Origin of the sequence: Stenotrophomonas sp. NY11291, from assembly GCF_023277365.1 — a bacterium.
In the GTDB taxonomy this organism is placed as follows: domain Bacteria; phylum Pseudomonadota; class Gammaproteobacteria; order Xanthomonadales; family Xanthomonadaceae; genus Stenotrophomonas; species Stenotrophomonas geniculata.
The window spans coordinates 2,591,692-2,616,748 of record NZ_CP096975.1 but is presented as its reverse complement, the minus strand read 5'-3'; the positions used below and the strand labels follow the sequence as shown (position 1 = coordinate 2,616,748).

General features: G+C 66.5%; 21 protein-coding genes and 1 pseudogene. 9 read left to right on the top strand and 13 right to left on the bottom strand.

Features of this window, described 5'->3' with window-relative positions:
• Positions 1-12: 12 nt before the first annotated feature.
• The 5 genes from M1L61_RS12245 to M1L61_RS12225 form a co-directional block, all read right to left on the bottom strand.
• A complete protein-coding gene (locus M1L61_RS12245) occupies positions 13-762 on the bottom strand; it encodes a hypothetical protein (RefSeq protein WP_126561197.1) in 750 nt (249 codons plus the stop codon).
• Between the two features lie 12 nt (positions 763-774).
• A complete protein-coding gene (locus tag M1L61_RS12240) occupies positions 775-1,479 on the bottom strand; it encodes a C39 family peptidase (protein WP_248853526.1) in 705 nt (234 codons plus the stop codon).
• Between the two features lie 100 nt (positions 1,480-1,579).
• A complete protein-coding gene (locus M1L61_RS12235; RefSeq protein WP_248853525.1) occupies positions 1,580-2,896 on the bottom strand; it encodes an adhesin in 1,317 nt (438 codons plus the stop codon).
• Between the two features lie 43 nt (positions 2,897-2,939).
• The gene (locus M1L61_RS12230) at positions 2,940-3,557 is read right to left on the bottom strand and encodes a hypothetical protein (protein WP_248853524.1); all 618 of its coding nucleotides are present in this window, start codon (positions 3,555-3,557) and stop codon (positions 2,940-2,942) included.
• Positions 3,554-4,084, bottom strand: a complete 531-nt coding sequence (locus M1L61_RS12225) for a hypothetical protein (protein ID WP_248853523.1) — start codon at positions 4,082-4,084, stop codon at positions 3,554-3,556. The genes M1L61_RS12230 and M1L61_RS12225 overlap by 4 nt, the downstream gene beginning before the upstream one ends.
• Positions 4,085-4,481: 397 nt before the next feature.
• Between M1L61_RS12225 and M1L61_RS12220 the strand changes: the two genes are divergently transcribed.
• A complete protein-coding gene (locus M1L61_RS12220) occupies positions 4,482-5,837 on the top strand; it encodes a sigma-54 dependent transcriptional regulator (RefSeq protein ID WP_235650534.1) in 1,356 nt (451 codons plus the stop codon).
• Here M1L61_RS12220 and M1L61_RS12215 read toward each other — a convergent pair whose 3' ends face one another.
• The 4 genes from M1L61_RS12215 to M1L61_RS12200 all read right to left on the bottom strand — a co-directional run bounded on the left by M1L61_RS12215 (position 5,838) and on the right by M1L61_RS12200 (position 8,662).
• Complete coding sequence (locus tag M1L61_RS12215; RefSeq protein WP_019337410.1) at positions 5,838-6,146, bottom strand: hypothetical protein; 309 nt, start codon at positions 6,144-6,146, stop codon at positions 5,838-5,840.
• The gene (locus tag M1L61_RS12210; RefSeq protein ID WP_049409621.1) at positions 6,139-6,675 is read right to left on the bottom strand and encodes a hypothetical protein; all 537 of its coding nucleotides are present in this window, start codon (positions 6,673-6,675) and stop codon (positions 6,139-6,141) included. Before M1L61_RS12210 ends, M1L61_RS12215 begins: the two co-directional genes overlap by 8 nt.
• Positions 6,676-6,743: 68 nt before the next feature.
• On the bottom strand, positions 6,744-7,625 hold the full coding sequence (locus tag M1L61_RS12205) for a PD40 domain-containing protein (protein ID WP_049409623.1): 882 nt from the start codon (positions 7,623-7,625) through the stop codon (positions 6,744-6,746).
• On the bottom strand, positions 7,622-8,662 hold the full coding sequence (locus M1L61_RS12200) for a hypothetical protein (protein WP_248853522.1): 1,041 nt from the start codon (positions 8,660-8,662) through the stop codon (positions 7,622-7,624). Before M1L61_RS12200 ends, M1L61_RS12205 begins: the two co-directional genes overlap by 4 nt.
• Positions 8,663-8,753: 91 nt before the next feature.
• Here M1L61_RS12200 and M1L61_RS12195 point away from each other — a divergent pair, with 91 nt between their 5' ends.
• Together M1L61_RS12195 and M1L61_RS23180 are read left to right on the top strand one after the other, a co-directional pair.
• Positions 8,754-9,680: a LysR substrate-binding domain-containing protein gene (locus tag M1L61_RS12195; RefSeq protein WP_248853521.1), complete on the top strand. Its 927-nt coding sequence runs from the start codon at positions 8,754-8,756 to the stop codon at positions 9,678-9,680.
• A pseudogene (locus M1L61_RS23180) lies at positions 9,677-10,108 on the top strand (helix-turn-helix transcriptional regulator); the annotation flags it as partial. The gene M1L61_RS12195 and the pseudogene M1L61_RS23180, both read left to right, overlap by 4 nt.
• 32 nt (positions 10,109-10,140) lie before the next feature.
• On the opposite strand, the gene M1L61_RS12185 reads toward M1L61_RS23180, so the two are convergent.
• Positions 10,141-12,624 (bottom strand): aminotransferase class V-fold PLP-dependent enzyme, encoded by a 2,484-nt coding sequence (locus M1L61_RS12185; protein ID WP_235651772.1) that lies wholly within the window; start codon positions 12,622-12,624, stop codon positions 10,141-10,143.
• Between the two features lie 275 nt (positions 12,625-12,899).
• On the opposite strand from M1L61_RS12185, the gene M1L61_RS12180 reads away from it, so the two are divergent.
• Together M1L61_RS12180 and M1L61_RS12175 are read left to right on the top strand one after the other, a co-directional pair.
• The gene (locus M1L61_RS12180; protein WP_019337403.1) at positions 12,900-13,325 is read left to right on the top strand and encodes a VOC family protein; all 426 of its coding nucleotides are present in this window, start codon (positions 12,900-12,902) and stop codon (positions 13,323-13,325) included.
• On the top strand, positions 13,322-13,552 hold the full coding sequence (locus M1L61_RS12175) for a hypothetical protein (protein ID WP_019337402.1): 231 nt from the start codon (positions 13,322-13,324) through the stop codon (positions 13,550-13,552). Before M1L61_RS12180 ends, M1L61_RS12175 begins: the two co-directional genes overlap by 4 nt.
• 7 nt (positions 13,553-13,559) lie before the next feature.
• On the opposite strand, the gene M1L61_RS12170 is transcribed toward M1L61_RS12175, so the two are convergent.
• From M1L61_RS12170 to M1L61_RS12160, 3 genes are all read right to left on the bottom strand, one after another.
• Entirely contained in the window at positions 13,560-14,255 is a 696-nt protein-coding gene (locus M1L61_RS12170; RefSeq protein ID WP_010485561.1) for an HAD family phosphatase, read from the bottom strand.
• Between the two features lie 104 nt (positions 14,256-14,359).
• Entirely contained in the window at positions 14,360-15,100 is a 741-nt protein-coding gene (locus tag M1L61_RS12165) for a DNA/RNA non-specific endonuclease (protein WP_019337401.1), read from the bottom strand.
• Between the two features lie 288 nt (positions 15,101-15,388).
• Entirely contained in the window at positions 15,389-16,693 is a 1,305-nt protein-coding gene (locus M1L61_RS12160) for a hypothetical protein (protein WP_248853520.1), read from the bottom strand.
• Positions 16,694-17,032: 339 nt separating this feature from the next.
• Between M1L61_RS12160 and M1L61_RS12155 the strand changes: the two genes are divergently transcribed.
• The 4 genes from M1L61_RS12155 (at position 17,033) to M1L61_RS12140 (ending at position 25,038) form a co-directional block, all read left to right on the top strand.
• Complete coding sequence (locus tag M1L61_RS12155) at positions 17,033-20,389, top strand: S8 family serine peptidase (protein WP_248853519.1); 3,357 nt, start codon at positions 17,033-17,035, stop codon at positions 20,387-20,389.
• Positions 20,390-20,498: 109 nt separating this feature from the next.
• Positions 20,499-21,770, top strand: coding sequence for a YadA-like family protein (locus M1L61_RS12150; protein WP_248853518.1), 1,272 nt, complete (start codon positions 20,499-20,501; stop codon positions 21,768-21,770).
• Positions 21,771-21,924: 154 nt separating this feature from the next.
• A complete protein-coding gene (locus M1L61_RS12145; RefSeq protein WP_019336523.1) occupies positions 21,925-23,499 on the top strand; it encodes an alpha/beta fold hydrolase in 1,575 nt (524 codons plus the stop codon).
• 87 nt (positions 23,500-23,586) lie between these two features.
• Positions 23,587-25,038 (top strand): S41 family peptidase, encoded by a 1,452-nt coding sequence (locus M1L61_RS12140; RefSeq protein WP_248853517.1) that lies wholly within the window; start codon positions 23,587-23,589, stop codon positions 25,036-25,038.
• The last annotated feature ends 19 nt before the right edge of the window (positions 25,039-25,057 follow it).

The following is a 25,057-nucleotide window of genomic DNA, read 5'->3' as shown; positions in this document are numbered from 1 at the left end:
TGCCAGGCCCTGCTACTGGCCCGGCCCCATGCCGCGGTTCAACGCAATCGCCTGGGCCACGTTCTGGCTCAACGGCAGGTTGCCGCCCACGGCGTTGCGCACCAGCTCCAGCCGCAGCTGGTTGCTGGCGATCTGGCCGTCACCAGCGAGGGCGATGCCCTGGCCGACGCTGCCATTGCGGATCCACTGCTGCACCAGCCCCTGGCCATCCACCTGCAGCAGCAGGCGTGCCTGGTTGCCTTCCAGCACGGCCGTCGCGCTGGCGCCGGCTTGCTGCGCGGTGATGTTGCCTGCGCCATCAGAGAGAACAGCCGGCACGCCACCCTCGCGGACGGTCAGCGTGGTGACGTTGCGCGCGACATTGCCATCGCCGGCCACCTGCACGCTCTGCACCAGGCCGCTGGCGTTGGCCAGGCCGCTGCTGTCGATGCTGCGTCCGTGGGTATCGGGCAGCGGCGCATCGGCTGCCGTGACATGCACGCTGGGCTGGAAGCTGAGCTTCGGCGCGCCACCACCGCGGAAGTCCATGCCCAGGGTCAGGCTGCCCTGCAGGGTCGTGCCGTTGCTGGCCTGCCACTGCGACACCATGGTGACCCCGAACCAGGCAACGTTGTTGCCACCCACGGTGTAGCGCCCCCGCATCAGGCTCAGCTCCGGGTCGGGGATTTCCGTGAGTCCACGCCCGGTCCTGCCGTCGGCGGCCTGCAGGGGCAGGGCAGGGGCCATCAGCAGCAGAGCCATCCATACGTGTTGACGGAACATGGTCGTACCTCCTCAGAACAGGTCGGCGTGGCTGAAGCCGAAGTCGACCAGTTCGGCATCGGTGATCGGCCCTTGCCGCGCGTAGAGCGCGCGGGCGCTTGGCCGTTCGCTGGGTTGCAGAAGAACGGTGTTGCGATCGAAGTCGCTGCCGATCACCACGAAGACCGCGCGCGATGGCCAGGCGGCCAGGAACTCCGGCAGCGCCAGGCTGCGGTTGCCGAGGATCGGGTCAGCCACTTCCACGATGCCGTTGCGCACCTGCTTGAGCACCACGAAATGGCGGAAGCCGCGCAAATCCATCAGCACCAGTCCTGGCACGCGGAGGGTGCGCAGTCGTGTTTCATCGATGCGGTAGCCCCGGCCACGCATGCCCAGCGATTCCACGTAGCGCTTGATGTCGAGCAGGGAGAAGCCGCGTTCGGCCACCAGCGCTGGATCGGAAACCCCCATCATTCCTTCGATCACCGTCGCTTCGTCGGTCTGCAGGTGATAGGCATGGCGCAGGATGGTCGCCAATGCGGCCGCCCCGCAGCTGTAATCGGTGTGCTGGCGCACCACGTTGCGGTAGCGCCGCTCCTGCATGCTTTCCACCTTCTGCTGCAGCAGCGCGCCATTGGGCAGCACGCCGGCGAAGTGGACCTCGCCCGCCCATGCCGATGCGGTGCCCATCAGCAACAGGAAGGCAAGCAGGCGCATCGATGGAGGGCAACGGATCATCTACGTTCTCCGGCAGCAGGGGGGAGCCCCTGTCCCAAGGGGGAGGAGGAACAGGGGCTCCCGGGGACCCGGCCATTGGCGGACGGCCGGGGTGTTGCGCTTACTCGCCGCTGCCACCACCGCCGCCGGTGCTGGGCTGGGCCACTGCCAGGGCAAGGCTGTTGGCCTGCAGGTTGCCGGTGCCCGCAGCAACGTTCACGCCGATGTTGCCGGAGGCGCCCGAGAAGGCACTGCCGGACAAGGCCGAGGTGTTGGTCGCATTGACGTTCACCCAGCGCGTGGTGCTGACCGTGCCGCTGAGGCTGGCATACAGGTCAGCCACGCCCAGTTCGACGAACTGGCTGGTGCCACTCTCACGCGTATCGAAGCCCAGGCCGCCCACCCCTGGCCGGTTGGGGTTAATCGTGGCGTTCTGGATCTGGTTGTCCAGATCGATATGGCCGGTGCTGTTGCCACCCGGGTGCGGCAGCTCGCCACTCCACGTATCCAGGTAGTAGTTGGCCATCTGGTAGGCGTTGCCGGTGCCGCGGTAGGTGCCCGCGCCATAGGCCAGTGTCAGGCCGCTGACGCCGCCACGCATGCCGACCTGCACGGTATCGGTGTAGGACTGCACGAAGCCGGCGTTGCTGACCGTGTTGCCGGTGGAGACCTGGTTGGAGCTGATGCTCGACTGGGCCACCGCCGTGGTCGCTACCGACGCCGCGAGCGCGTTCTTCTGCTCATTGTTGTTGCCCGAGGCGATGTTCACGCCGATGTTGCCGGACGCGCCGCCAAAGGCGTTGCCGCTGAGACCTGCGGCGTTGGTGACACCGGAGTTCATGGTGGCGTTGCCGAAGCCGGCCTGGTTGACGAACACCTCGGCGTCGGCCATGCCGAAGCTGAAGGACGCATCGGCCGCAGATAGTGAGGCCGCGTTGTCCTGCGCATTGTTGTCGCCGGAGACGACATTGAAGCCCAGATTGCCCGAGGCACCGGCGCCGACGCTGTCACCGATCGACGCGCTGTTGGTGACCAGGCTGTTGCTGGTGGCGTTGTTGCTGATCGACTGCCGGTTGTCGATCACGGCAATGGCCGCCGAGTCGAGGTCGATGTCGCCGGTGATGTTCGGGTCGCCGGAGAAATTGATGTCGGTGCTCAGGCGCAGGTCCTTCTCCAGGTTCACGTCGACGCCGTGGTTGTTCTTTTCCTTGCGTTCGTCGGCCTGGATGTTGCTGTGCTTCTGCACATTGACGTTGACGGTGCGGTTGCGCACGTCGTTGTCGGTGTGGTTGTGCGTGTCGTTGCGGGTCTCGCTGACGGTGTGGTTGTGGTTGATGTTCGCGTTGGCGTTCTGGTTGTCCCAGCCATTGGCCGCAGCGGCGGTCGAGGCAGTGGCAATCGCCATGGCGAGCATGGTCTGTTTGACGGTCGCTTTCATGGTGCCCTCTCTCTCATCAGGTGGTGCATCGGTTGGGTGGTTGTCACGGGCGGTCCTGCACGACCAGGCCCAGTACGTTGGCCGTGTCGTTGCCGTTGCCCGCGATCTGATTGAGTTGCAGGACCCCGTCGAATCCCCGCAGTGCGGTGCTGGCTACACCGGCGCTGCGGGTGCCCGTCGCGACGCCGCGACCGGTGTCGTCCCGCCCCCCTGCCAACGCGGAACCCTCGGCGGCCAAGGCCGTATCGTCGGTTTCGCGTATGCCTTGTCGGGCCAGCGTCGCGCTGACGACGTTGAGCGTCGTGTTGGCGATGCCGCTGGCCTGGTTGATGGATGCGATGCCACTGGCACCGGCCAGTGCGTCACCGCCAATGAGCGCGGTGGCCTGCAGCGGCCCGGACAGCACGCGGTTGCCCTGCTGCAGTTGCCGGGCATTGATCGCCACGTCGGCGCGATCGCCCTTGGCGATGCCCCGCAGGTTGGCCTGCACGTTGAGGTCGCCGGCGGCCTGGTTCACGGCGATGGCACCCGTCGCCCCGGCCAGTGCGTGGCCGTCGATGTGGGCCACGTCGAGATAGGCGAGCATGCCGCTGTAGTCATCGGCCCGGGTTGCCCAGGGCGCGGCGGCGAGCAGCAGGAGCAACCCGTGCAGGGCCTTCATTTTCCACCTGCCGGGGCCGTGCCCTGCAGGGGGAACTGGGCCAGTGCGCCGCGCACGGTATCGGCGATACCGCGGGTGCTGCTGCCGACAGCACCGAGCGGACCACTCATGGCGCCCCCCAGGTTGCTGCCGACCATGCCATCACCACTGCGGCCAAGCGTCCCGCCCAGGGCCTGCTGGGTGACACGTTCAACGGTGGTACCGCCCGGCGCCGCGATGGACGCTGCCTGGCCGGCACCCATGCCGGCATAGTCCTCATCGCTCAACTCGTCCATGCCGTTCGTCGTGCCACCGGCGCCCAATGCGGTGGCGATCTCGTGCTGTGGCTTCGGGTCGGCAATCAGCGCCATGCCCGGTGGTGCCATGCGATAGGCAGGCCGCGCGGATACGTCCCGCAACAGGACGATTTCGCCCGGCTGTGCCTTCACGCCCTGGCGGGCGCCCGATGCGGACGCGACGGTGCCAACCGACAGCAGGGCGATTGCCAGTGCTGCGGCCAGGCCGCGAATCAGGGTGATGCCGTCCATGCCGATCTCCCGCGATGGGTGCGGCGGAACCACGCATCAACCGTGCCAACCTCGAAGTGCCCACCCGCCAACAATGGGACCGTGCAGTACCTGACCGGGCTGCTGCCGCGCTGTTACAGGCACGTCGCGGAATTGTTGGGATTTCGAAGCCCCAGGCACCACAGGGTAAGGGCGGCGTGCAACTGTTGCATGGGTGTTACAGGCGGCGTCGCCGTCTGCAACGGTGCCGCTTCAGCCTCGAATTCCTTGACGCACTGCTCATTGCGTCGCTGTTTAGGGAAGCGCTAGGATCCGCCCAACAAAGGCCGCCCCGGTGGCCGTAGAGGTCCCGGCGGGGGGGCGGCACGCCGGTGATTGCCTGACAGTCCGCCGACGGTGTCCGGATGCTGGGGGAAGCATGGCAGCGGTCCCGGAGGCTTCTACGTCACGTTGCGTGCTCTGGTTTGGCGAGCCGTTGGCGAACGAGCGCAGTGCGCTGGCGGCAGCGGGCTGGTACGTGCGCAGCATCCATCCCGATCCCGCCATGGCGATAGGCCTGCGTGGACGCGATCGATTGCTCGCCGTACTCGATCTGCGCCATCTCGATGCGGCGGCGCTGCAGCTGCTGGCACCGTGGATCGAGCAGCACCAGCATCTGCCCTGGCTGGCGGTACTGCCTCCGGGGGCCGGACCCACATCGCCGGCCTGGCTGCCGTTGCTGCAGCGATGCGGCGCGCGCTTCACGCTGCCGTTCGGCCTGCAGGACCTGGTCTGCGCAATGCGCCAGCAGTTCGATGCGGATGATCCGCCTGTCGATGCAACCTGCAGTGGATACGGACCGCACGCATTGATTGGCGAAAGCGCTGCGCTGCATGCGGTGCGCACGGTGCTGCACAAGTTCGCGCCGGTGGAACTGCCGGTGCTGGTCACCGGCGAAACCGGTACAGGCAAGGAACTGGCTGCACATGCGCTGCATGCGCTGTCGGGGCGCGCCGGCAGGCCTTTCATCGCGGTGAACTGTGGTGCGATTCCGGCCAACCTGGTGCAGTCGGAGCTGTTCGGCCACGAACGTGGCTCGTTCACCGGTGCCGACAAGCGGCAGATCGGCGTGTTCGAATCCGCCCATGGCGGTACGGTGTTTCTTGATGAGGTAGGCGATCTGCCGGCAGAAGCGCAGACCAGCCTGCTGCGCGTGCTGCAGGAGGGAACCTTCGAGCGCGTGGGCAGCAGCCAGCCGCTGCGCGCGGACGTGCGGGTACTTGCCGCGACCCACGTCGAACTGGAACACGCGGTGGCGCAGGGGCGGTTCCGCAGCGATCTCTACTACCGCCTGAACGTGCTGCGCCTGCTGATGCCACCACTGCGCGAGCGCGGTGCCGACGTGCAGCTGCTGGCCGAGCACTTCCTGCGCTGCTTCCGGTTGCGCCACAGCGTGCGTGCACGCGGCTTCGCACCGGCCGCACTGCAGGCGATGCGGCGCTTCGACTGGCCCGGCAACGTACGCGAACTACTGAACCGTGTGCAGCGTGCAGCGATCATGGCCGAGGGCGAGCTGATCAGTGAGCGTGACCTGGAGCTGGGCGCATTGGCAGCGGTCCTGCCCGCGGCGATGCTGCACGACGCGCGCGGCCAGGCCGAGCGCGATGTACTACTGCAGACCCTGCGCCAGACCGGCTACAACGTCTCCGAGTGCGCGCGGCAGATGCAGATATCGCGGGTCACGGTGTATCGCCTGTGCCGCAAGCACCGGTTGGAACTGCCTGCACAGCGCTGATCAGCCGGCCGCCAGGTGCTTGAACAGGCGCAACGGTTTGCCCGCGACGCGCTCGATCACGCCCTTGGCTTCCAGGTCCAGCTGCACGGCCTTCAACCACCAGCCGGCGGTGGCACCTGCTGGGAACAGCGCGGCGGGCAGGTGTGGCAGCAGTGCCTGTTTCGCCTGCGCGACAGTCAGGCCGGGCGGTTGCGCGGGCAGCGCCCGCAGCAAGGCATGGCGCATGGCGAGGTACTTGGCGCGATCCACGCGCTGGATGTGCCCGGGCGTGGTGATGCTTTCGATCTCGATCCGTCCGGGCTCAGGCATGGGTATCTCCCGCGACCTCGATGCGTGGGCTGCGGAAGCCCATGGCGATCCACGCCTTCATCAACCGCGCATAGAAGCGCAGCGACCGGGTCTTCAGGTTCGGCACATCGTCAGGAAGCACAGACGCATCAGGAAGATCACTGACCATGGTCCGCATCTCCACGGCAGGTCTTGTCGATGCCGGCCACAACAGGCCATACAGGCTCAGCCAATGGCCGCCGCTGAACTCCAGGAAGAGCGGCGTATTGCAGCAGCCCGCCAGCACGCGGCGGCTGCCGCCCCTGCTGGACAATCGCAAGGCACGCAGCATGGCATGCCCGGCATCGATGCTGACGCGATCCTTGCGGTGCATTACGAAGAGCGTTTGGCCGTGCGGGCCCAGCACGGCCGGTGCTCGGGGCATCGACTGCAGCATGGCGCCGGCCTTGCGGCAGCTGTCGCAGCAGCATTCGACGGTGGCAATGGGTTGGCCCGTGGCGGTCAGGCGGACCTGGCCGCAGGCGCAGGCAAGGGACTGGTGTGAGACCATCTGCGTTTTCTCCTGGGGTAGTCATCCTCTCGACGAATCGGGGCGCCGGGAATCGACAACATCTGCCTTCAAGGGCGCATCATCCGATAGCGGATGCGGTACAGGTCCAACCCTGCACCGTCCGCGCGCCGCGCCGAATAGGTCAAGGTGTCGGGTTGCGATCCATCCAGCATCGCGCCGTAGCTGTCGCCGGAGGCCTCGTTCAAGGGCGAGGGCAATGCATGGCCTGCGTCATAACGGCCTCCACGCGCGTAGGCAATGAACTGGCGCACCGGTGCACTGCCGAAGTCCTGGGCGCGGGCAAACACCACCGTTCGGCCGTCGCCCAGGAAGGTGGCATCGAACTCCTGCGCTGCGGTATTGAGGTCTCCCGCCAGCGGCCGTGCCAGCTGCGCCACGCCGCCGATCATCGTGGCGCTGTAGAGGTCATGGCCGCCGGCACCGCCCGCACGATCGCTGGAGAACAACAGCGTACGACCGTCCGGCGAGAGCATCGGCGCGAACTCATCGGCCGCGCTGTTCACTGCGGGGCCAAGATTGACCGGCTCCCCGAATCGACCGTCGCTCCCCATGCTGACCCGATACAGATCGTCGCCGCCCTGGCCGCCTGCGCGATCCGAACAGAAATACACCACGCGGCCATCGGCGGAAAAGGCGGGATCGAAGTCGCGCCCCGGCGTGTTGAACGGCACCGGCGTCGCCGGCCGCCAGCGCTGCCCATCGTTGCGGGAGACCCAGATGTCATACCCGCCCGGACCGCCGGGCCGGTTGCGGCTGAACCACAGTGCGGTTTTCCCGTCCGGACTCAAGGTCAGTCGAATCTCGTCGTATTGCGTGGATGCAACGCCCGGGGCAAAGCGCTCGGCGGGGCCGACGATCCGCAGCACCCTTGATGGAGACGCGGGAGGCGACGCAGCAACCAGCAGCATCACGGCCAGCAGCGCCTTCATGCCTGTCGCTCGAAGTCGCTGACCCAGTTGGTTTCCCAGCTGCGCCCACCATCGGCCGAGGCCGCCTGTTCCCAGCGCGCCGAGCGCGGGGTAACGCGTGACCAGATCACCCGCGTCTGGATTGATCGACCGTCGTGCTGGTCTTCGCCGAAGAAGCGGCCGACACCGGCTTGGAAACCACCACGCAGTGGCGCGCCGATCCGGGTCGGCTCGCGGCCATCCAGCCACCAGCTCAGCCAGTGCCGCTCGGTCGCATTCCAGGCACGGATGCCCATGCCGCGCAGCGGTGCTCCAGGCACGTCCATCAGGTTGTCACCCACGTTGCCGAATCCTCCCAGGACCGGCCAGTTGTGCAGGGTGCCGTTGAACGCGTCCCACGCATCGCTGCCTGCCAGCCGAGCGCGCAGGCGACGATGGCGCACGTTCCAATGGCCCACCAGGAAATCAAAGTCGCCCGGTGCATCCGGCAGCTTCGGAAGCGGAGAGGGGGCCGCAGCAGTGCGGCGGAACCAGTTGCGCCAGTTCACTTCCCAGTGCGCACCGGCATCGTCGGAGAACGCCTGTTCCCACCACGGCTCCTCGCCGTGGATGTCATGCCAGCGGAACCACACATCGATGGGGCGCCCGTCGATCCGGTCGGTGCCACGGAAGCTGCCGGCATCGCCCTCGAAGCCCCCGCGCACGGGGGCTTCGATATGGGCAGGATTGCGGCCATCGATCCACCAGATCGACCACATGGAAGACACCGGATCAAATGCACGCACGCCCAGGCCCCTGTAGGGGCCCGAAGGCAGCGCCATGACGTTGTCATCGATGGTGCCGAGTCCGCCCAGGGTGAGCCATACCGCGCTGGAGCCGGTGAAAGACTCCCAGCGGGTATCGCCCACCAGGCGCTCCTTCAGGCGCTGGTGCCGGACCCGCCAGTTGCCCTGCAACCATGTCCAATCTTCGCTGTGGCTGGCCAGGGCCCACCCGGAGGGCAGGGCGGTGGACGCTGCCGCGGCGGCCAAAGTGGCCAGGAACTGCCGTCGATCCATGTGCTGATCCGCTACCGAAGGTGCCTCCATCGTTGCGGGCACGAGGGGGGATTGACCACGCAGGTATCGGGGCTCAGGCTAAGCCACACTTATGGTGACCCAACGCCAGCTTCCGTCGCTTGCCGCCATCCGTGCCTTCGAGGCGGCGGCGCGGCTGGGCAGCTTCGCGCGTGCCGCCGAAGAGCTCGACACCAGCGCGGCATCGGTGAGCTACCACGTGCGGCGGCTGGAAGCCCAGACCGGTACCTGCCTGTTCCTGCGCCATGCACAGCACGTAGAACTGACGGCGACGGGGGCCAGCGTCGCGCAGGAGGCCACCCGGGCATTCGATGCACTGCGCGCCAGCTTCATGCGCGCCGCAGACATGGATGCGGCGCGACTGCGCCTGTCTGTACTGCCCACGCTGGGCACCAGTTGGCTGACGCCGCGGCTGGGCACGTTCCGCGCCCGCCACCGGCAGTTCGTGCTGGAGCTGGACCTGTCGGCAGCGCCGCAGGATCTGGCCGCCGGTCACTTCGATGCGGCCATCCGCAATGGCCAGGGCGAATGGCCAGGTCTTCAGGCAACTCCTTTGTTTCCCAGCGTGTTCACACCGTTGTGTGCGCCGGCGCTGCTGCCAGCGACCCGTGGGCTGGGCAGCAGCGCGCTGGAAATTCCCCTGCTCGGGCGGCCGGACTGGTGGGCCCTGTGGTTTGCCGCGCACGGGGACCTTCCACCGCCGGCACCGGAGAGTTTCGTCGCGCCCTTTGCCGTCGAGCATCTGGATGTCGGCGCCGCGATCGCAGGGCAGGGCATCGCCATTGGTTCGCCGATCCTGTTCCAGGCCGAGCTGGACAGCGGGCGTTTGGTGCAGGCGCATCCGGGGGTGGCCAGCGACGGTCGCAGCTTCTGGTTCGTGGCACCCACGGCGCGAGGTGGCAGTGCCAAGGTCATTGCATTCCGTGACTGGCTGGTCCAGCAGGCCGCCGAGGCGCGGCATGCAGCCCGCCATTACCTGGCCCGGGCGGTAATGCCATGAGCCAGAGCCCCGAACTGCTGCGGCGACTGCTGCGCGCCAAGGACCGGATGGATCGGGCCAGCCATGAGGAATGGCCCGTCGCGCGCCTGGCTGAGGTCAGTGCGGTGTCGCCGGCGCACTTCGCCCGCTCGTTCAAGCAGGCCTTCGGGCTGCCGCCGCACCGTTATCTGCTCAGCCGCCGCATCGAACGAGCGGTGGCGCTGCTGCGTGATACCGATCTGGCGGTGACCGAAATCGCCGCGCAGACCGGGTGGCGCAGCCTGGGCACCTTTGGCCGCATCTTCCGTGACATCACCGGTGACAGCCCGGGTAATGTGCGCGAGCGTGAGCGTGCAGCCCAGGCGGCGTCGGCCAGTGTGCCGGAATGCCACGCACGCGCCGCGCAGCGCCCCCGCCTGGACACATCCGTGCTGGAACAACGTCGCCGTCGCGCGCCGGCGGTGGCACTCGCCGTGGAGCGTCAGGCCGGCACGGCAGGAGCGGTACGAGGACTGCCGGCATCGGCTTCAGGGTCACTCGCGGCGAGCACACCTTCAAGACCAGAAACGTCGGTGTCCAGGAGGCAGGTCGCAAACATCAGGAAGCGGTAGGCGTCGGCAAAATTCGAACCGAGCCCAAATGAAATCCTGACCGCGCCACAATCTCCCTTGTCCAGGATCTTCTCATCGAAGGCGGTGCAGTCGAGGATCTTCCCGGTCTTGTCCAGTTCGCAGTGCTCGGCACCCGCAGTTGCATAGGTTGCCTGCTGGACAGCTCCGAGGTTGCAGAAGCATCCGTTGCGCAGGGTGATGCCGAAGCGGTCGGCGAGGTGCTTGACGCGGGCATGCGGCACGATCGAGCCATAGCAGTCGAAAAAGTTGAGCATCACCGTCGCTCCTTTCCGCTGTGCCGGCGGGCCGTACACGCGGCACAGTGGTGTGTCGCCGCGCACGGTATGGCGAAGCGCGGCAAGACGCACCTCGATCCACCGGGCCAGTGCAGTGGAGTGCAGCGCGAGGGCTTCGGCGCCGCCCATCCGTGCCACGAAGGCAAAGCCCCGGGCGATCGCCGGGAACGCGGCGTAGTTGGGTGTTCCCACCTCAAAACGTTGCCCGGCATCGCGATACAGCAGCCGCTCGGTGGGCGACCAGGGGCCTGAGTAGTAGCAGACTCCGCCACCGGCAAAGGACGGTGGCCTGAGCAGTTGCAGCGACGAGCGGCGGGCAAGCAGGCAGCCTGCGCCGGTGGGGTAGCCGAAGATCTTGTAGAACGAGGCCACCACAAAATCCGGTTGAAGGGTGCCGCAATCCAGCCGCGCCTGCGGGACCAGTGCGGCTGCATCGCACAGCACCATCGCACCGTGCGCCTGCGCGCGGGCGATCCAGGCGAGGTCATGCCGCGCGCCGGTCGCGTTGGACTGGGCGGGAAAGGCCAGCAGGTGTGGGGCGCCGTCGCCCAGCCGCTGCAGCGCACGCCGCATCAGGTCGTCGTGCAGCAGCAGATCGTCGTCCAGAGGGATGTACTTCACCGAGGCGCCCTTGGCCCTGGCGTATTCGCGCAGTCCATGCACCGACGTGTGATTGTCCTTGGTCAACAGCAGCTGCGTGCACGGTTGGAACGGAAACGATTCCGCCACAAGCCGGATCGCGCTGCTGGCGTTCGCAGTGAATATCACTTCGTACTCGTCCGGAGAGCAGTCAAAGAAGGCGTAGATGGCATCCCGCGCCTCCTGGTATGCCGCCTGCGAGGCCTTCGATCCGCTATGCGGATTTCCCAGGATTGCGTGCTTCAACGCCTGCAGGTCCTGTTCGAGCAGGCTTTCGGGTGGCAGGGTTCCGCCTACATGATCCAGATACGTAACGTGCTGCTCGTCCAGCCGTGCGTACTCCTCGTTGCGCATCTTCTCTACCGATGCGTCGGGGAAGCCGGGATACTCAGCCAGGAACTCCGCCTTGGCAGCGGTGAATGCAGCGAGCCCCTGTGCCTCCTGCACGGAGATTGCGCACTCGACGCCCGCGCTGGACGCGCGATGGGTCAGCTGCTGGCAGCGCACCAGCGGCGAGAAGTCGGGCGACGCGATGTCCACCGTCGTGCCCGCATTGGCGGGATCGGCCTGGCCGCGCAGCAACCATGCCTCCACCCGGTAGCATTGGTCAGGCACGTCCTTGCCGAACTGCGCCAGCATCAGGTCCAGGTAGTGCTCACGGGTGCGGGTGTCGCACTGGTTGAACTCTTCGAGCAGGATGCAGGCATTGAACAGGAACTCGCGCGCACCGGCTGCGTCGAGCGAGAACGACAGGGGATGCAGCCCAGCAGGCACGTCGTTGGCCCGGGACAGCCCTTCGATCGCGAAGGCGCGGGTGATCGGCGACGGGTCGGTCAGGCTCAGCGCCGCGTCCATCAACCGGGAAGGCATGCCGAAATGCAGCTGCGATTGCTGGCGGGTGAGTTCGAAGAGCTGGTTGTAGTGGAACATCGTCGCGTAGACACGCCCCCCCGGCCGCAGCACGCGCCGGAACTCCCTGGCCACGCGCGCCTTGTCGGGCGGGAACATCAGGCCGAAGCCGCAGACAATCACATCGAAGCTGTTGTCATCGAATGGAAGCTCTGCCATGTCCACGTCGGCCAACAACGGAACGTTCTGCTGGATCTCGGGGTTCAGGACACGTCGGGCCATGTCCACCGCAATCTGCGAGAGATCGCTGGCCACCAGCCGCAAGCCCCGTGGCCGCGCAAGATCCTCATACAGGCTGGCGGTGATCACCCCGGTGCCGCATGCCACTTCCAGCACGTCCTTGACCGCGAACCCTGCATCGATGTCGCTGGCGATTTCCCCGGCCAGCAGCATCCCGTAAGGCTGGAAAATGCGAGGGCTCAATATCCGCTCATAGAATTCCATGAAGGTACTGAGCGACCAGCGGCTGTCGGACACAACTTTGCATTGGCGTTGCGTTACGTCCTGCATGATGCGCTCCCTGTCGGCGTGATGGTACCGATGAATCCCGGTCCGCGCGGTTATCGCATGCGCCCTCAGGCGCGTGCGTGATTGGCATCACATTAGATTGACTTAATGCCGGGGCGGATTATCCGCCGTCGCGGAACTGCGTATTCATCCGCTTTTGGGGAGGCCATGTACTTTTGATTCCTTCACGTTCGCCGTCCCAGCCATTGGCGCAGTTTTGGAGAAGCAGAACCGCCTCGTCGGGGCGTAACGTAGGCGCACTTGAGAGGAGGTGCTGCATGTCAGATATGGTGAACACGGTCGGCCTGTATGTGCGCGACCAGGATGAGGCGCTGGCGTTCTACGTCGGCAAGCTCGGTTTCGAAGTGCATACCGACGTGCGCAATGGCAGCTACCGCTGGCTGACGGTACGCAGCTCAGGCCAGGACGGTTTCCAGCTGGGCCTGTTCGTGCCGGGTCCGCCCACCCACGATGCGGCCACCGCGCTTTCGCTGCAGCAGCTGGTGGCCAAAGGCGCAATGCCGCCCCTGGTGCTGGCTGTGGATGACTGCCAGGCGCGTTACACGCAGTGGTTGGCACAGGGCGTGGAATTCACCCAGGAGCCGATCGAGCGCTTTGGCGCCGTCGACGCCGGATTCCGCGATCCATCGGGCAATGGCTGGAAGATGATCGAAGCCCGTTCCGAAGCGAGGCGCCGGCAATGAGCCGCGGTGGCTGGGCACGGCCCGTGCATCGTTGGACCTCGATCGTGTTCACCCTGGCGGTGATCGCCAACTTCGTGGTGCGCGGGCTGGGGCAGGGCGAGCCTGCGGCGTGGATCACCTATTCGCCGCTGCCGCCGTTGTTCCTGCAGCTGTTCACCGGGTTGTACCTGTTTGCGCTGCACTACAGCGGCAGGTGCCGCAGCGCCGGGCAGGGCGCTGCGGGTTGACGCCGGGTCAGGCGGCAGCGTCGGCAGTGTAGGCCGCCAGCAGTGCGGGAAGATCTTCCATGCGCTGGAAGATCACCTGGGCACCGGCCGCGCGCAGAGCCTCGGGCGTGCTGTGGTGCGGGCCGCCCTCGCTGAAGCCGAACACGGTGGCACCTGCGGCCACACCGGCGGTCGCACCGGTCACGGTGTCTTCAATGACCGCGCAGCGCTTCGGATCCACACCCAGCGCGGCAGCGGCCGCCAGGTAGACGTCCGGGTGCGGCTTGGTGTTCGGCATGTCCTGGCCGCTGTAGACGTGGTCGCCGAAGGCATCGAGGATGCCGACCTTGCCCAGCTGCAGTTTCACCTTTAGCAGATCGGCGCCGGAGGCGCAGGCGATCCGCCCACCGGTGGCCGCAGCGATCGCACGCACGGCCTCGGGTGCCCCCTGGATCGCTTCCAGGTCACGTTCCAGTGCCCGGTTGCGCTGCTGGCGGAACTCTTCAAGCCACGCCTCGGTGAACGGCTTGCCGGTGCGTTCTTCGATCAGTCCGGCCAAGTGGGCAACGGATTGGCCAAGGAAGACTTTACCCGCCTGTGCCGGAGTCAATGGCCAGCCACGTTCGGTCAGCATCTCGGAGAGGACGCGGGCCACCAGCGGCTCGGAATCAACCAATACGCCGTCGCAGTCGAACAGCACGGCATCGAAGGGAAAACGGGACATCTACAGCTCCAGGGGGCAATGCGGTGGTGCAATTGCCCGTCATTTTCCCACAGCCATCCTTGCGTGGCACCCGGGCAGGGTGCCACCCATTCCCGGCAGGCCGGTCAGCCCAGGTCACACCCCGCCGGCTGCGGCCAGGTGCTGGCCGGCAGCATGTTTTTCAGCGAGGCCGGTGCGTTGATCGCGACGTAGCTCGCACCCAGCAGCTCCTCCAGATCGGCGATGGTCACCAGGTAGCTGTCGAGGCTGCCGAGATTGGCTTCGTTGGGAATGATCCAGCTGATCGCCTTGGCCGTGCCGGTGTTCGGGTCACGGGTGATGATGGTCTTCCAGAAGAACTCCGGTGTCGGGATGCCGTGGCTGGAAAGGAAGTAGTCGTTGGAGGCGTCGCCGTAGACCACGCCACCGTAGACATCCACCGGCGCGATGTCGCGGTAGCACTCGGCCACGTTCTCTGCCTTCACCCAGATGCCCTGGTTGAAGCTGGACACCTGCGGAACGATGTTGGTCATGTAGTTGGCGCGGCGGATGTAGGTCGCGTTGTAGTCCATGTGATTGGACGTGACGAGATGGCCACGGTCGTAGCCGGACTTGATGCTGGCGTAGGAGGCGGTGCTGGTCTGGCCGAGGCAGCCTGCCGGCAGGTCCGGATCCTTGTAGAAGCTGGACGGGCGCGCGGCCGAGCCGGTGTCGGCGGTGAGCGTGTACTCGTAGCGGGTGGCGCTGTGGATGCTGCAGTCGTAGGTGAGCACGAAGCCGCCCTTGTTGAGGGTGACGACCTGGGCCTGGGCAGCGCCAGCGAAGGCACTGAGGACGAACGCGAAGAAGAGGCTTGCAAGGCGCATTGCGGTTCTCCAGCAGAAGTTCAGGGCGCAGCCGTCCGCCACGACCGGGCCGAGGCGAGGTCATGGGGGACGTTGCGGAGACGGGTGCTACGGATTGCGGTGAGACGTGACCGCGATGACAGGGCCGTGGAGGCCGTGCGGTGTCGTAAGCGTCACAAGCTGTCGTCTTTCGGTCAACGATGAAAAGACGAAGCTGTGACAGCGCGCAAGCACTGGAGATGTGTCAAATGGAGCAGGACGTGGCTGAAACGCTCGCGTGCTAGAGCATCGCGATGCCTGCGGGTGTTGTCAGGGGGTCGCCTTCAACACGTAATCGCCGTTGCGTGTTCCCGGCACCAGTAACCATCCTGGTTTCAGACTCAGCGACCACCCTGGACCCTGTAGCGGCGGGTGGGCAGTTGCGGGTGCCTGCACGAACACGGCCTTCCAGTCGCTCTGCATCAACGCTCCGTCGGTGACGTCCAGGCTGCCCCAGGTGTCGGTCAGCCGCATCGTTGGATATACCGTGCCACGGCCCGGCAACGACTGCATCGTGTTGGGATTGAACTGGATGCGCATGCTGCGCAGATCCAGCCGCACGACCGGGCCTGTCACGAAGCGCGCACGGTTGTGTTCCAGCTGCGCAATGCGCTGCCGTTCGCGCAGCATTTCGGCTTCGCGCAGTGCCCGTCCGCCGTAGCGCGCAGCAGCGGCCCGCAGCTCGGTCGCACCCCGCTGCATCGGGGTCCGGGTCACTTCGGCCAGATGCGTGCCGAGGTCCCGGGCGGGGTGGGCGAGATGGTTGCGCCAGCCGGGGGCCGCCTGGTCCAACAGCAGGCCATAGGCCGGACCGGTGGCATAGGCGAAAGAGCGGACGAAACTGCGATCGGCAACGTGCGCGCGAAGGTCATGCAGCGCCGCCTGGATACGTGTGGAGCGCGTTGGGTTGCCGACGAACACGCCGGTGTACTCGGCCAGGCCCTCGTTCAATTCCAGCGCCGCTTCTTCCTGCGCTGCCGCAGGGAACTGGCGGTGGCGCTCGGCGCGGAAGGCGAGTGCGTCGTTCACCGCAGTGTGCTGCGCCATTGCATCGGTGGCCGTGAGCGCATCTGCAAGCGCGCGCCATTCCAGCTGCAGCCAGTAGCGTCCTTCAAGTGTGTCGAGGTGCTCGTTGCCGCCTTCGGTCGGCGCGGTGATGGGCAACGCCGGTTGCAACCGATGGAACATTTCGTGAGCCAGCAGCGTACTGCGCCTGGACACGTCCTGCGGCAATGGCCAGAGCAGTTGCGTCCAGCGTATGCCGGACCATTCCACGGCGGTGTTGGCAACGATCGCATCGGGCGGAAGCTGGCCCACGAACACCTCGCCACTCCCCTTCAACGCGCCGTGTACATCCGCATGCGAGGCGGTGACCTGGCGGCTCTTCGGATCGACCAGCATCATCGGCCCGCACAGGGATTGCCCCCACAGCTGGCCGCCATCGACCTGGCACAGGTGCTGTGCTTCGATGAAGATTCCGCGCGCGTCGGCGTCTGCGATCGGTGATTCAGCGGACCATGCCGGTCCTGCTGCACAGGCAACACCGGCAATCAGTGCAGTGCGGAAAATATCCATGGCATCCGTGCGTTGATGGGCGCAGGCAGTCATAGCACTGGACACCGTTGCCCTTCAACGACGGGCAACGAACGCGTTGCCGCTTCGGCGGCCGGGGCCATGGCTACGCCATGCAGGCGCGCATCCATACTTTCGCGTACTGATCTCTGTCTTGCCGCTGTCACGAAAAACTGTGCGCCGCGTCAAATTTTGAGGTAGTGTCGATTCTGCTGCCGGGGCGCAGCGGGGTGCAAGGCGTCGGGGACTACGCGCCGCACCCGCAATTGAAGCACCAGACATCACAGCGCCGGCGTTGACGCCGGCGTGCATCTCGGGCTTTCAATGAAAAGGGGGTATTCGATGCGCAATGCATGGATCAAACGAAGCAAATGGGTTGCACTGACCCTGGTGGCGGGTGCCGCACTGGCCGCCGCTGCCGTGGGCATACGCAGTACCGGTGCCCAGTCAAAGACCGGCAATCCCTCGGTGGACGCGCGCGCCGGCAATCCGTCCGGGCCTGCGGCACGCGGTCCGGGTAGCGGCTTCGCCGAGCTCTCCAACCGCTATATCGTGGTCTACCGCGAGGAGCCGCTGGCCACCTACAAGGGCGACATCCAGGGCCTCGCGGCACCGGAACGCATGCGCCCATCCGCCAGCGCCGCGCGTGCAGCGGCAGCCACCGGCAATGCGCCGACACCGCGCATCGCTGTAAAGGGGGCACGCTCGCAGGACTATGTGCGCTTCCTCGCTGACCGCCAGGTACAGCACGAGGCCCGCATCAATGCAGCATTGGGTCGCAGCGTAAAGGTCGAACGGCGCATGCAGCATGCGATCAACGCATCGGTGCTGCAGATGAACCCGCAGGAAGCGGAGCGCGTGCGCGCACTTCCCGATGTGCAGCTGGTTGAAGAGTACAGGGAGTATGAGCAGGACACCGACGTCGGACCGGGGTTGATCGGCGCACCTGCGCTGTGGAACGGCACACCTGCGCCGTTCCGTGGCGAAGGTGTGGTGGTCGGCGTCATCGACTCGGGCATCAACTTCGGCAGCCCGGCCTTCACCGCCCGCGCCGAAGATGGTTACGAGCACGTCAATCCGCTGGGCGCAGGCAACTACCTCGGTACCTGCGCGCCGGGCGGCATCGACGAAGGTCGCTGCAACAGCAAGCTGATCGGCGGCTACGACTTCGTCTGCGGTGCGCCGGGCAACCAGTGTGGCGTTGCGGACGTACGCGAGGAGCCTGGATTTGGTGACACCAACGGTCACGGCAGCCATACCGCTTCCACCGCCGCCGGCAACCCGCACACTGCGTCCTACCGTGGCAACCAGATCCACATTTCCGGTGTTGCGCCGCGCGCCAACATCATCGCCTACGACGCCTGCTACACCGAGGTCTCTACCGGGCGCGGCTTCTGCCCGAACACCTCGACGCTGGCAGCGGTCAACCAGGCCCTCGCCGATGGCGTGGTCGACGTCATCAATTACTCCATTGCCGGTGGCACCGCGCCGTGGGGAGAGGCGGTCTCGCTGGCGTTCCTCAACGCATCCGATGCCGGCATCTATGTGGCCACTTCGGCCGGCAACTCCGGCCCAGGTCCGAACACGATGGGCCATCTGGAACCCTGGACCGGCAGCACTGCGGCGGCCACGCATGGCCGCGGCGACATCGTGCTGTTCGCTGCGGTCAGCGGCCCCGGCAGCGTGCCGCCGGCGCTCACTGCCATCCTGCTGACCGAAGGCTCGGGCGGCGTGCCGTTCGCAACGCCGATTCCTGCAACCACGCCGCTGCGTGTCAGTGCAGGCATCGACAGTGCCAACGATGGGTGCGCGCCGTTCCCGGCCAATACCTTCCAGGGCGCCGTTGCGGTGATCCGCCGTGGCTCGTGCAACTTCAGCGACAAGGTCAACAACGCCGCTGCAGCGGGTGCGATCGCCGTGCTGATCGGCAACAACCAGCCGGCCCCCATCCTGCCCAACGTGGCCGGGGCGACCATTCCCGCCTTCGCCATCGACCAGTCGGACGCCAATGCACTGCGGACCTTTGCGTCGAGCGTTGGCAACAACGCAACCGCCGGCATTGCCTATCCGGCCAGCAAGATCAGCAATACGCCGGATGTGCTGGGCGACTTCAGTTCGCGCGGCCCGGCCGGGATCTTTGATCTGGTCAAGCCGGACGTGACCGCCCCGGGTGTGCGTGTGCTGGCCGTGATCGCAGGCAATGAGGTGACCGGCTCGGAGAACGCCGTCGGCCTGATGGACGGCACCTCGATGGCATCACCACATCACGCCGGTGCCGCCGCGCTCCTGCGCCAGGCGCGTCCTGACTGGACCGTGCAGGAGACACGCTCGGCGTTGATGATGACCGCGCGGCAGGAGGTGCTGAAGGAAGATGGCGTCACACCGGCCGACGCATTCGCGATGGGCGCTGGACGCATCCAGGTGGACCAGGCACTGCGCGCAGGGCTGGTGCTCAACGAGACCAAGACCAACTTCCTGGCCGCCAATCCAGCCAATGGGGGTGAAGTGTCGTCGCTCAACATCGCCAGCCTCGGCAAGCGCAGCTGCGCGGACAGCTGCAGCTTCACCCGCGTGTTCCGCAATGTGCTGCCGACCCGGCAGACGTGGACGGCGAAGGTGCAGGGCCTGACCGCGGTTGTCTCGCCATCGGTGTTTACCCTGGCGCCGGGTGAAAGCAAGTCGGTGCGGGTCATCGTCACCACCGGTTCGGTACCGAACGATGGCAGCTGGCGCTTTGCCAGGCTCACCCTCTCACCGCAGGGCGGTGATACCAGCCAGCCGCTGCTGCGCCTGCCGATCGCCGTGTCGGTGCCGCCGCCGCAGATCGCCGCCACGCCGCCGACGAACTCGCTGACCCTGCCGGCCGGTGGCAGTGGAACGGTGAACCTGCAGATCGCCAATACCGGCGGCTCACCGCTGGAATGGCAGATCGACAATTCCGGAGTGGGCACCCGCACGCTGGTAGCGCAGGCGCCAAACAACGCCAATGGCCGTCGCTCGACGCGCTTCACCGATGCGGCGACAGTGGGTGCACGTGCACAGCTTGGTGCCGATGACTTCACTCTGGGCGAGGCCACCGGCATTACCCGCATCGTCGCTGACGGCTTCGTCAACGGTGGCTCGCTGGCAACTTCGACCAACATCAACTGGTCGATCTACCGGGATGTTGGCGGCAATCCGGAGGGCAATCCGGAATCGAGCCCGCAGCTGGCGCTGTGGAGCTACACCTCCACCGTCAGCGGTCCGGGCATAAGAACGTCGGCCACGCTGGCCACCATCAACCTTGACCTGGCCGCTGCAGGCCAGAACGTGAACCTGCCGGCAGGCCGCTACTGGCTGGTGGTCTCGGTGCGCGCGCCGCTGGCTACCAGCTGGTTCTGGTTCAACGCCACCAGCGGCGACAGCGTGTACCGCAGCGCGATCATCAATCCCGATGGCAGCGGTGCCTGGTCCGCCACCGCCGGCGCGCCTGGGTTGGCCTATGGGCTGGGCGGAAGCAATGCGTGCGGCGCCGGCTGGATCGGCACACCGACCCGTGCCCTGGGCCGCATCTCCGCAGGCGGCAGCCAGAGCACGCAGGTGCAGATCAATGCCAGCGGCCTCGCGCCGGGCAGCTATTCGGGCTTCGTCTGTGTCGGCAGCAATGACCCGAGCACGCCGAAGACTGCTGTCCGTGTCGCCTTGACCGTAACGCCGTAAGGCGCCTGCAGCATCCCGGCCGCCCCTGTGCAGGGGCGGCCGGTTTCCCACCGTTTCCGGCGCTTGCCGGGAACCCTTCCTGATGGACCTCGGGGGTACCGTGAAGACGATGCACAAGCACATCCTTGCCGTGGCACTGGCCATGGCAACCGCACCGGCGTGGGCCGGTGATACCTGCCAGCTGGACGATGGCTTCGGCGGCGTGTCCAACGGTGGCGCCAGCGCCGGTGGTGCCGCCTCGCTGGCGTGCGGCAGTGGTGCCGATGCCAGCGGTGATCTATCGGCGGCCGTCGGAACCGGCGCCAGTGCCAGCGGCACCGGCAGTACGGCGATCGGCGCAGCCAGCAGCGCCTCCGGCGACCAGAGCGCAGCCGTGGGCGTGGGTGCTTCCGCCTCCGGCGCCAACAGTGCGGCGATCGGCGACAGCGCCACCGCCAGTGGTGACTTCAGCAGTGCCAGTGGCTCGGGCAGCTCCGCAACGGGCTCGTTCTCCACCGCGTCAGGCGCTGGCAGCAACGCCACGGGCGAAAACAGCACCGCGCTCGGCAGCTTGTCCGAAGCCAGTGGCAACAACAGCAGTGCCGTGGGCAATGGTGCCATCGCTTCTGCAAACGACAGCGTTGCACTGGGCAATGGCTCCGTCGCCGACCGTGCCAACTCGGTATCGGTAGGCAGCGCCGGCAACGAACGCCAGTTGACCAACGTGGCCGCCGCCACGCAGGGCACCGATGCGGTGAACCTCAATCAGATGAATACCGCCAACGCCAATACGCTGACTTCGGCCAACAGCTATGCCGATGCGCGGGCCACGGCGACCATCAACTCCGTCAACGCCTACACCGACGCGAGCAGCGCCGCGGCAGTGACGACCTCAAAGGCCTATACCGATGCCAGCAGCGCCGCGGCAGTGACGACCTCAAAGGCCTATACCGATGCCAGCAGCGCCGCGGCAGTGACGACCTCAAAGGCCTATACCGATGCCAGTAGCGCAACCACGCTCTCCTCGGCCAACTCCTATACCGATACGAAGTCCGCGCAGGCGGTGACGACGGCCAATGCCTACACCGACCAGCGCCTGGCGCAGTTCGCGCTGGACAACAACGGGCTGAAGCAGGAGATGGAACGCCGCCTGCGTCATCAGGACCAGCGGATCGATCGCATGGGCGCGATGAGCTCGGCGATGTTGAACATGGCCATCAACGCCGCCGGCTCACAGAGCCCGCGCGGTCGCATTGCGGTGGGTGCCGGCTTCCAGGGCGGCGAGCAGGCGCTGTCGATCGGATACGGTAAACGGATCGGCGAGCGTGCTTCCTTCTCGCTGGGTGGTGCCTTCAGCAATGGCGAGAGGTCTGCCGGCATGGGCTTCGGCGTAGACCTGTAAGGCAATGCAGGGCAGGGGGCGTGCAGCGCCCCCTGTTCAGCCAACAAGCGCTGCGAACGTGCAGCAAACGTCATGCTGCGTCGCAAGGTGCCACGCACCATTCGCACTGGTACGGTCCAACCCGTTGCACCACCACCGACGGGGAGAGACGACGATGCGCAAGGTATTGCTGCTGTTGATCCTGCTGACCGGCCTGGCGCCCACTGCCTGGGCCGCGACGGTCAAGACCACCCATCGCACCATTGCCGGCTGGGATGGAACGCCTCTCGGGGCCTTCGTCATCGAACCGCAGGATGCGGGCGGCGGGCGCTATCCGCTGCTGGTGATGCCCAGCAGCTGGGCGGTGCCCAGCGTGGAGTACGTGGGGGTGGCGCAGTCGCTGGCACAGCGCGGCTATGTGGTGATCAGCTACAGCTCGCGTGGCTTCTGGGAATCCGGCGGCAGCATCGACATCGCCGGGCCCTCCACGGTGGAGGATGTCAGCGCGCTGATCGACTGGGCGCTGGACAACACCCGCGCTGACCCGGACCGGATCGGCGTTTCGGGCATCTCCTACGGTGCGGGCACGAGCCTGCTGGCGGCGGCACGCGATCCGCGCATCAAGGCCGTGGCCGCGCTCAGTGGCTGGGCCGATCTGCAGGCCTCGCTGTACAGCAACGACACCCCGAGCGCGCAGGGCATCGCACTGCTGGTTGCGGCCGGCCTGGTGACCGGACGCCCTGGCGCGGAGCTGGCCACGATCAACCGCAATGTTCTGGCGGGCAACTACCAGGGCGCGGTGGATTCGCTGTTGCCGGTGGCGGCGCAGCGCAGTCCCGCGGCCAGCATCGACGAGATCAACGCCAACCAGCCGGCGGTGTTCCTGGCCAACGCCTTCAACGACAGCCTGTTCCCGCCGGGCCAGCTGGTTGATTTCTTCAACCGGCTGAAAGGCCCGAAGCAGCTGCAGCTGCGCCACGGTGACCACGCGCTCAACGAAGCGCTCGGTGCACTGGGCATTCCCAACGAAGTCTATGACCAGGTGGGTGACTGGTTCGATCACTATCTGAAGGCAGTGGCCAACGGCATCGACCGCCAGCCGGCGGTGCAGCTGAAGTCACAGAAGGGCAGCTGGAGCAGTTACCCGGACTGGCAGGCGACCAGCAAGGGTGCGGTCAGCTACGGCCTGACCGCACCCTCTGGTTTGCTGCTGCCGACCGGCGGCCTGGCCGAGCACGGTGGCGGCACCGGCTGGAACTACCGCATCGGCAGCGGTTTGCTGACTGCGGCCAATTCCGGCGTGGCGATGGCCTCCGGCGCGCTGCAGATGATCAACCTGCCGCCGGGTGCCTACGTACCGTTTGTTGGCCGCAGTGCCGCCGGTGTCTGGCAGGGGCCGATCCAGTGGAGCGCCAAACGCCTGGACGGTGCGCCGGAAGTGCGCCTGACGGTCACGCCCAGCCGTGCCAACACCACGCTGTACGCCTACCTGTACGCCGAGGATGTGCTGGGCAATGGTCAGTTGATCAGCCACAAGCCGTACACCTTGCGCGGTGCCACGCCGGGCCAGGCGAAAACGCTCGACCTGCGGCTGGAAGCGAGCAGCTGGAACCTTCCAGCCGGCAGCCGCCTGACCTTGGTGGTCGATACCGTGGACCTGCGCTATGCGGGCATCAGCCAGCTGGGTGGGGCGGTGACCTTCACCTCGCCAGCCAATGCGCCGTCGGTGCTGAAAGTGCCGCTGCATTGATGTGCGGCCGCGCCCGTTGCGGCGGGCGCGGTACACCGGGCCGGAAAACTGCGAGACTCGTGTTTGTCCCGGCAAACGGATGAATCCATGGTCATTGCATGGCTGCTGCTCGGTGCGGTGCTCGCGGCACCCACCGCGAAAGGTGCGCCGATCGATTGGCCGGACACGCTGTTGAAGGATCTGGACGCTGCCGACGCCGCCCTGCGTGGCAGTCATCCGGGCGCAGTGGATCTGCGGAATCCCGGGTTCGGCGCGCAGCTCGACGAGGCCCAGGCGCTTGCACGTTCGCGTGCAGGTCGGGTCACCAACTACCAGGGCTACTGGTGGGCGATGAAAGGCTATGCGGCGTTCTTCAACGATGGGCATGTCAGCCTCAACGCGCTTGCCGACGCTCCCGATGTTCCAACGCAATGGCCCGGGTTCCTGACCGGTTTCGACGGCGATGCGCAGTTGGTCATGACCGTGGATGGTGGCCATGGCCATCCGCCACTTGGGGCGCGATTGCTGTCCTGTGATGGCATCGATGCACAGACGCTGGCTGCGCGCCGGATCGGGGACTTCAGCGGGCGCTGGAACCTGCAGGCCAGCCGCATCCACGGCGGTGGCGAAGTGCTGCTGGATCAGGGCAATCCGTTCGTGCCCACGCTGCGCACCTGCGTTTTCCAGGTGGATGGACACGAGAAATCCTACACACTGCAGTGGCAGCCACTGCAGGCGGCACAGCGCAAGGAGCGTCTGGCCGATACCCGGCGCAGCTTCCGCCCGGCCAACGGCTGGCACATCATGCCCGATGGCGGCTACTGGATCACCACCAGCAGCTTCAATGCCGACCCCACGGAGCAGAACTTCAAGGAACTGACCGCCCTGCTTGAGCAGCTTGCTCCGAAAGCCGAAGCACTGCAGCAGGCACCGTCGGTGGTGCTGGACCTGCGCGGCAACAGCGGCGGAGCTTCGCAATGGAGCATCGAACTGTCGCGATTGATCTGGGGCCGGGCCGCCGTGGACGTGCTGCCCGACCCCAGCTGGGTGGAGTGGCGGACCTCCGAGGCCAACATCGCCCAGTTGCGCAGCTTCCTGCAGAAGCTGGTGCAGGCGCCCGACGCGTCGCCAGAGCTGCGTCGTATGCTGGAGTCGGTGACGGCGGGCATGGCACAGGCACGCGGCCGGGGTGAGGCATTGTGGCGCGAGCCATCCGAGGCCAGCGCAGATACAGCACCAACCTCAGGCCCGGCCGCACCGCTGCGCAAGGGCAGGGTGGTGATCGTGGCTGATGCCGCCTGTGGTTCGGCCTGCCTGGATGCGCTGGACCTGTGGAAGCGGTTGGGCGCGGTGCAGGTGGGCGTCGAAACATCGGCCGACAGTCTCTACATGGACGTGCGGCCAGAGCGGCTGCCAAGCGGGCTGGCCAGGATTTCGGTGCCGATGAAGGTGTTCCGGGGGCGGGTGCGTGGTTCGAACGAACCACACGTGCCCGATCATCGCTATACCGGCGACATGCGGGACACCGCAGCACTTGAGGCGTGGATCTCCGGACGATGATCCCGTCCTGGTGGCGTAC

Bases quoted from the DNA above. Each gene is read 5' to 3' on its own strand.
- M1L61_RS12245 (WP_126561197.1), bottom strand. From the start codon at position 762: ATGTTCCGTCAACACGTATGGATGGCTCTGCTGCTGATGGCCCCTGCC.
- M1L61_RS12240 (WP_248853526.1), bottom strand. From the start codon at position 1,479: ATGATCCGTTGCCCTCCATCGATGCGCCTGCTTGCCTTCCTGTTGCTG.
- M1L61_RS12235 (WP_248853525.1), bottom strand. From the start codon at position 2,896: ATGAAAGCGACCGTCAAACAGACCATGCTCGCCATGGCGATTGCCACT.
- M1L61_RS12230 (WP_248853524.1), bottom strand. From the start codon at position 3,557: ATGAAGGCCCTGCACGGGTTGCTCCTGCTGCTCGCCGCCGCGCCCTGG.
- M1L61_RS12225 (WP_248853523.1), bottom strand. From the start codon at position 4,084: ATGGACGGCATCACCCTGATTCGCGGCCTGGCCGCAGCACTGGCAATC.
- M1L61_RS12220 (WP_235650534.1), top strand. From the start codon at position 4,482: ATGGCAGCGGTCCCGGAGGCTTCTACGTCACGTTGCGTGCTCTGGTTT.
- M1L61_RS12215 (WP_019337410.1), bottom strand. From the start codon at position 6,146: ATGCCTGAGCCCGGACGGATCGAGATCGAAAGCATCACCACGCCCGGG.
- M1L61_RS12210 (WP_049409621.1), bottom strand. From the start codon at position 6,675: ATGGTCTCACACCAGTCCCTTGCCTGCGCCTGCGGCCAGGTCCGCCTG.
- M1L61_RS12205 (WP_049409623.1), bottom strand. From the start codon at position 7,625: ATGAAGGCGCTGCTGGCCGTGATGCTGCTGGTTGCTGCGTCGCCTCCC.
- M1L61_RS12200 (WP_248853522.1), bottom strand. From the start codon at position 8,662: ATGGATCGACGGCAGTTCCTGGCCACTTTGGCCGCCGCGGCAGCGTCC.
- M1L61_RS12195 (WP_248853521.1), top strand. From the start codon at position 8,754: ATGGTGACCCAACGCCAGCTTCCGTCGCTTGCCGCCATCCGTGCCTTC.
- M1L61_RS12185 (WP_235651772.1), bottom strand. From the start codon at position 12,624: ATGCAGGACGTAACGCAACGCCAATGCAAAGTTGTGTCCGACAGCCGC.
- M1L61_RS12180 (WP_019337403.1), top strand. From the start codon at position 12,900: ATGTCAGATATGGTGAACACGGTCGGCCTGTATGTGCGCGACCAGGAT.
- M1L61_RS12175 (WP_019337402.1), top strand. From the start codon at position 13,322: ATGAGCCGCGGTGGCTGGGCACGGCCCGTGCATCGTTGGACCTCGATC.
- M1L61_RS12170 (WP_010485561.1), bottom strand. From the start codon at position 14,255: ATGTCCCGTTTTCCCTTCGATGCCGTGCTGTTCGACTGCGACGGCGTA.
- M1L61_RS12165 (WP_019337401.1), bottom strand. From the start codon at position 15,100: ATGCGCCTTGCAAGCCTCTTCTTCGCGTTCGTCCTCAGTGCCTTCGCT.
- M1L61_RS12160 (WP_248853520.1), bottom strand. From the start codon at position 16,693: ATGGATATTTTCCGCACTGCACTGATTGCCGGTGTTGCCTGTGCAGCA.
- M1L61_RS12155 (WP_248853519.1), top strand. From the start codon at position 17,033: ATGCGCAATGCATGGATCAAACGAAGCAAATGGGTTGCACTGACCCTG.
- M1L61_RS12150 (WP_248853518.1), top strand. From the start codon at position 20,499: ATGCACAAGCACATCCTTGCCGTGGCACTGGCCATGGCAACCGCACCG.
- M1L61_RS12145 (WP_019336523.1), top strand. From the start codon at position 21,925: ATGCGCAAGGTATTGCTGCTGTTGATCCTGCTGACCGGCCTGGCGCCC.
- M1L61_RS12140 (WP_248853517.1), top strand. From the start codon at position 23,587: ATGGTCATTGCATGGCTGCTGCTCGGTGCGGTGCTCGCGGCACCCACC.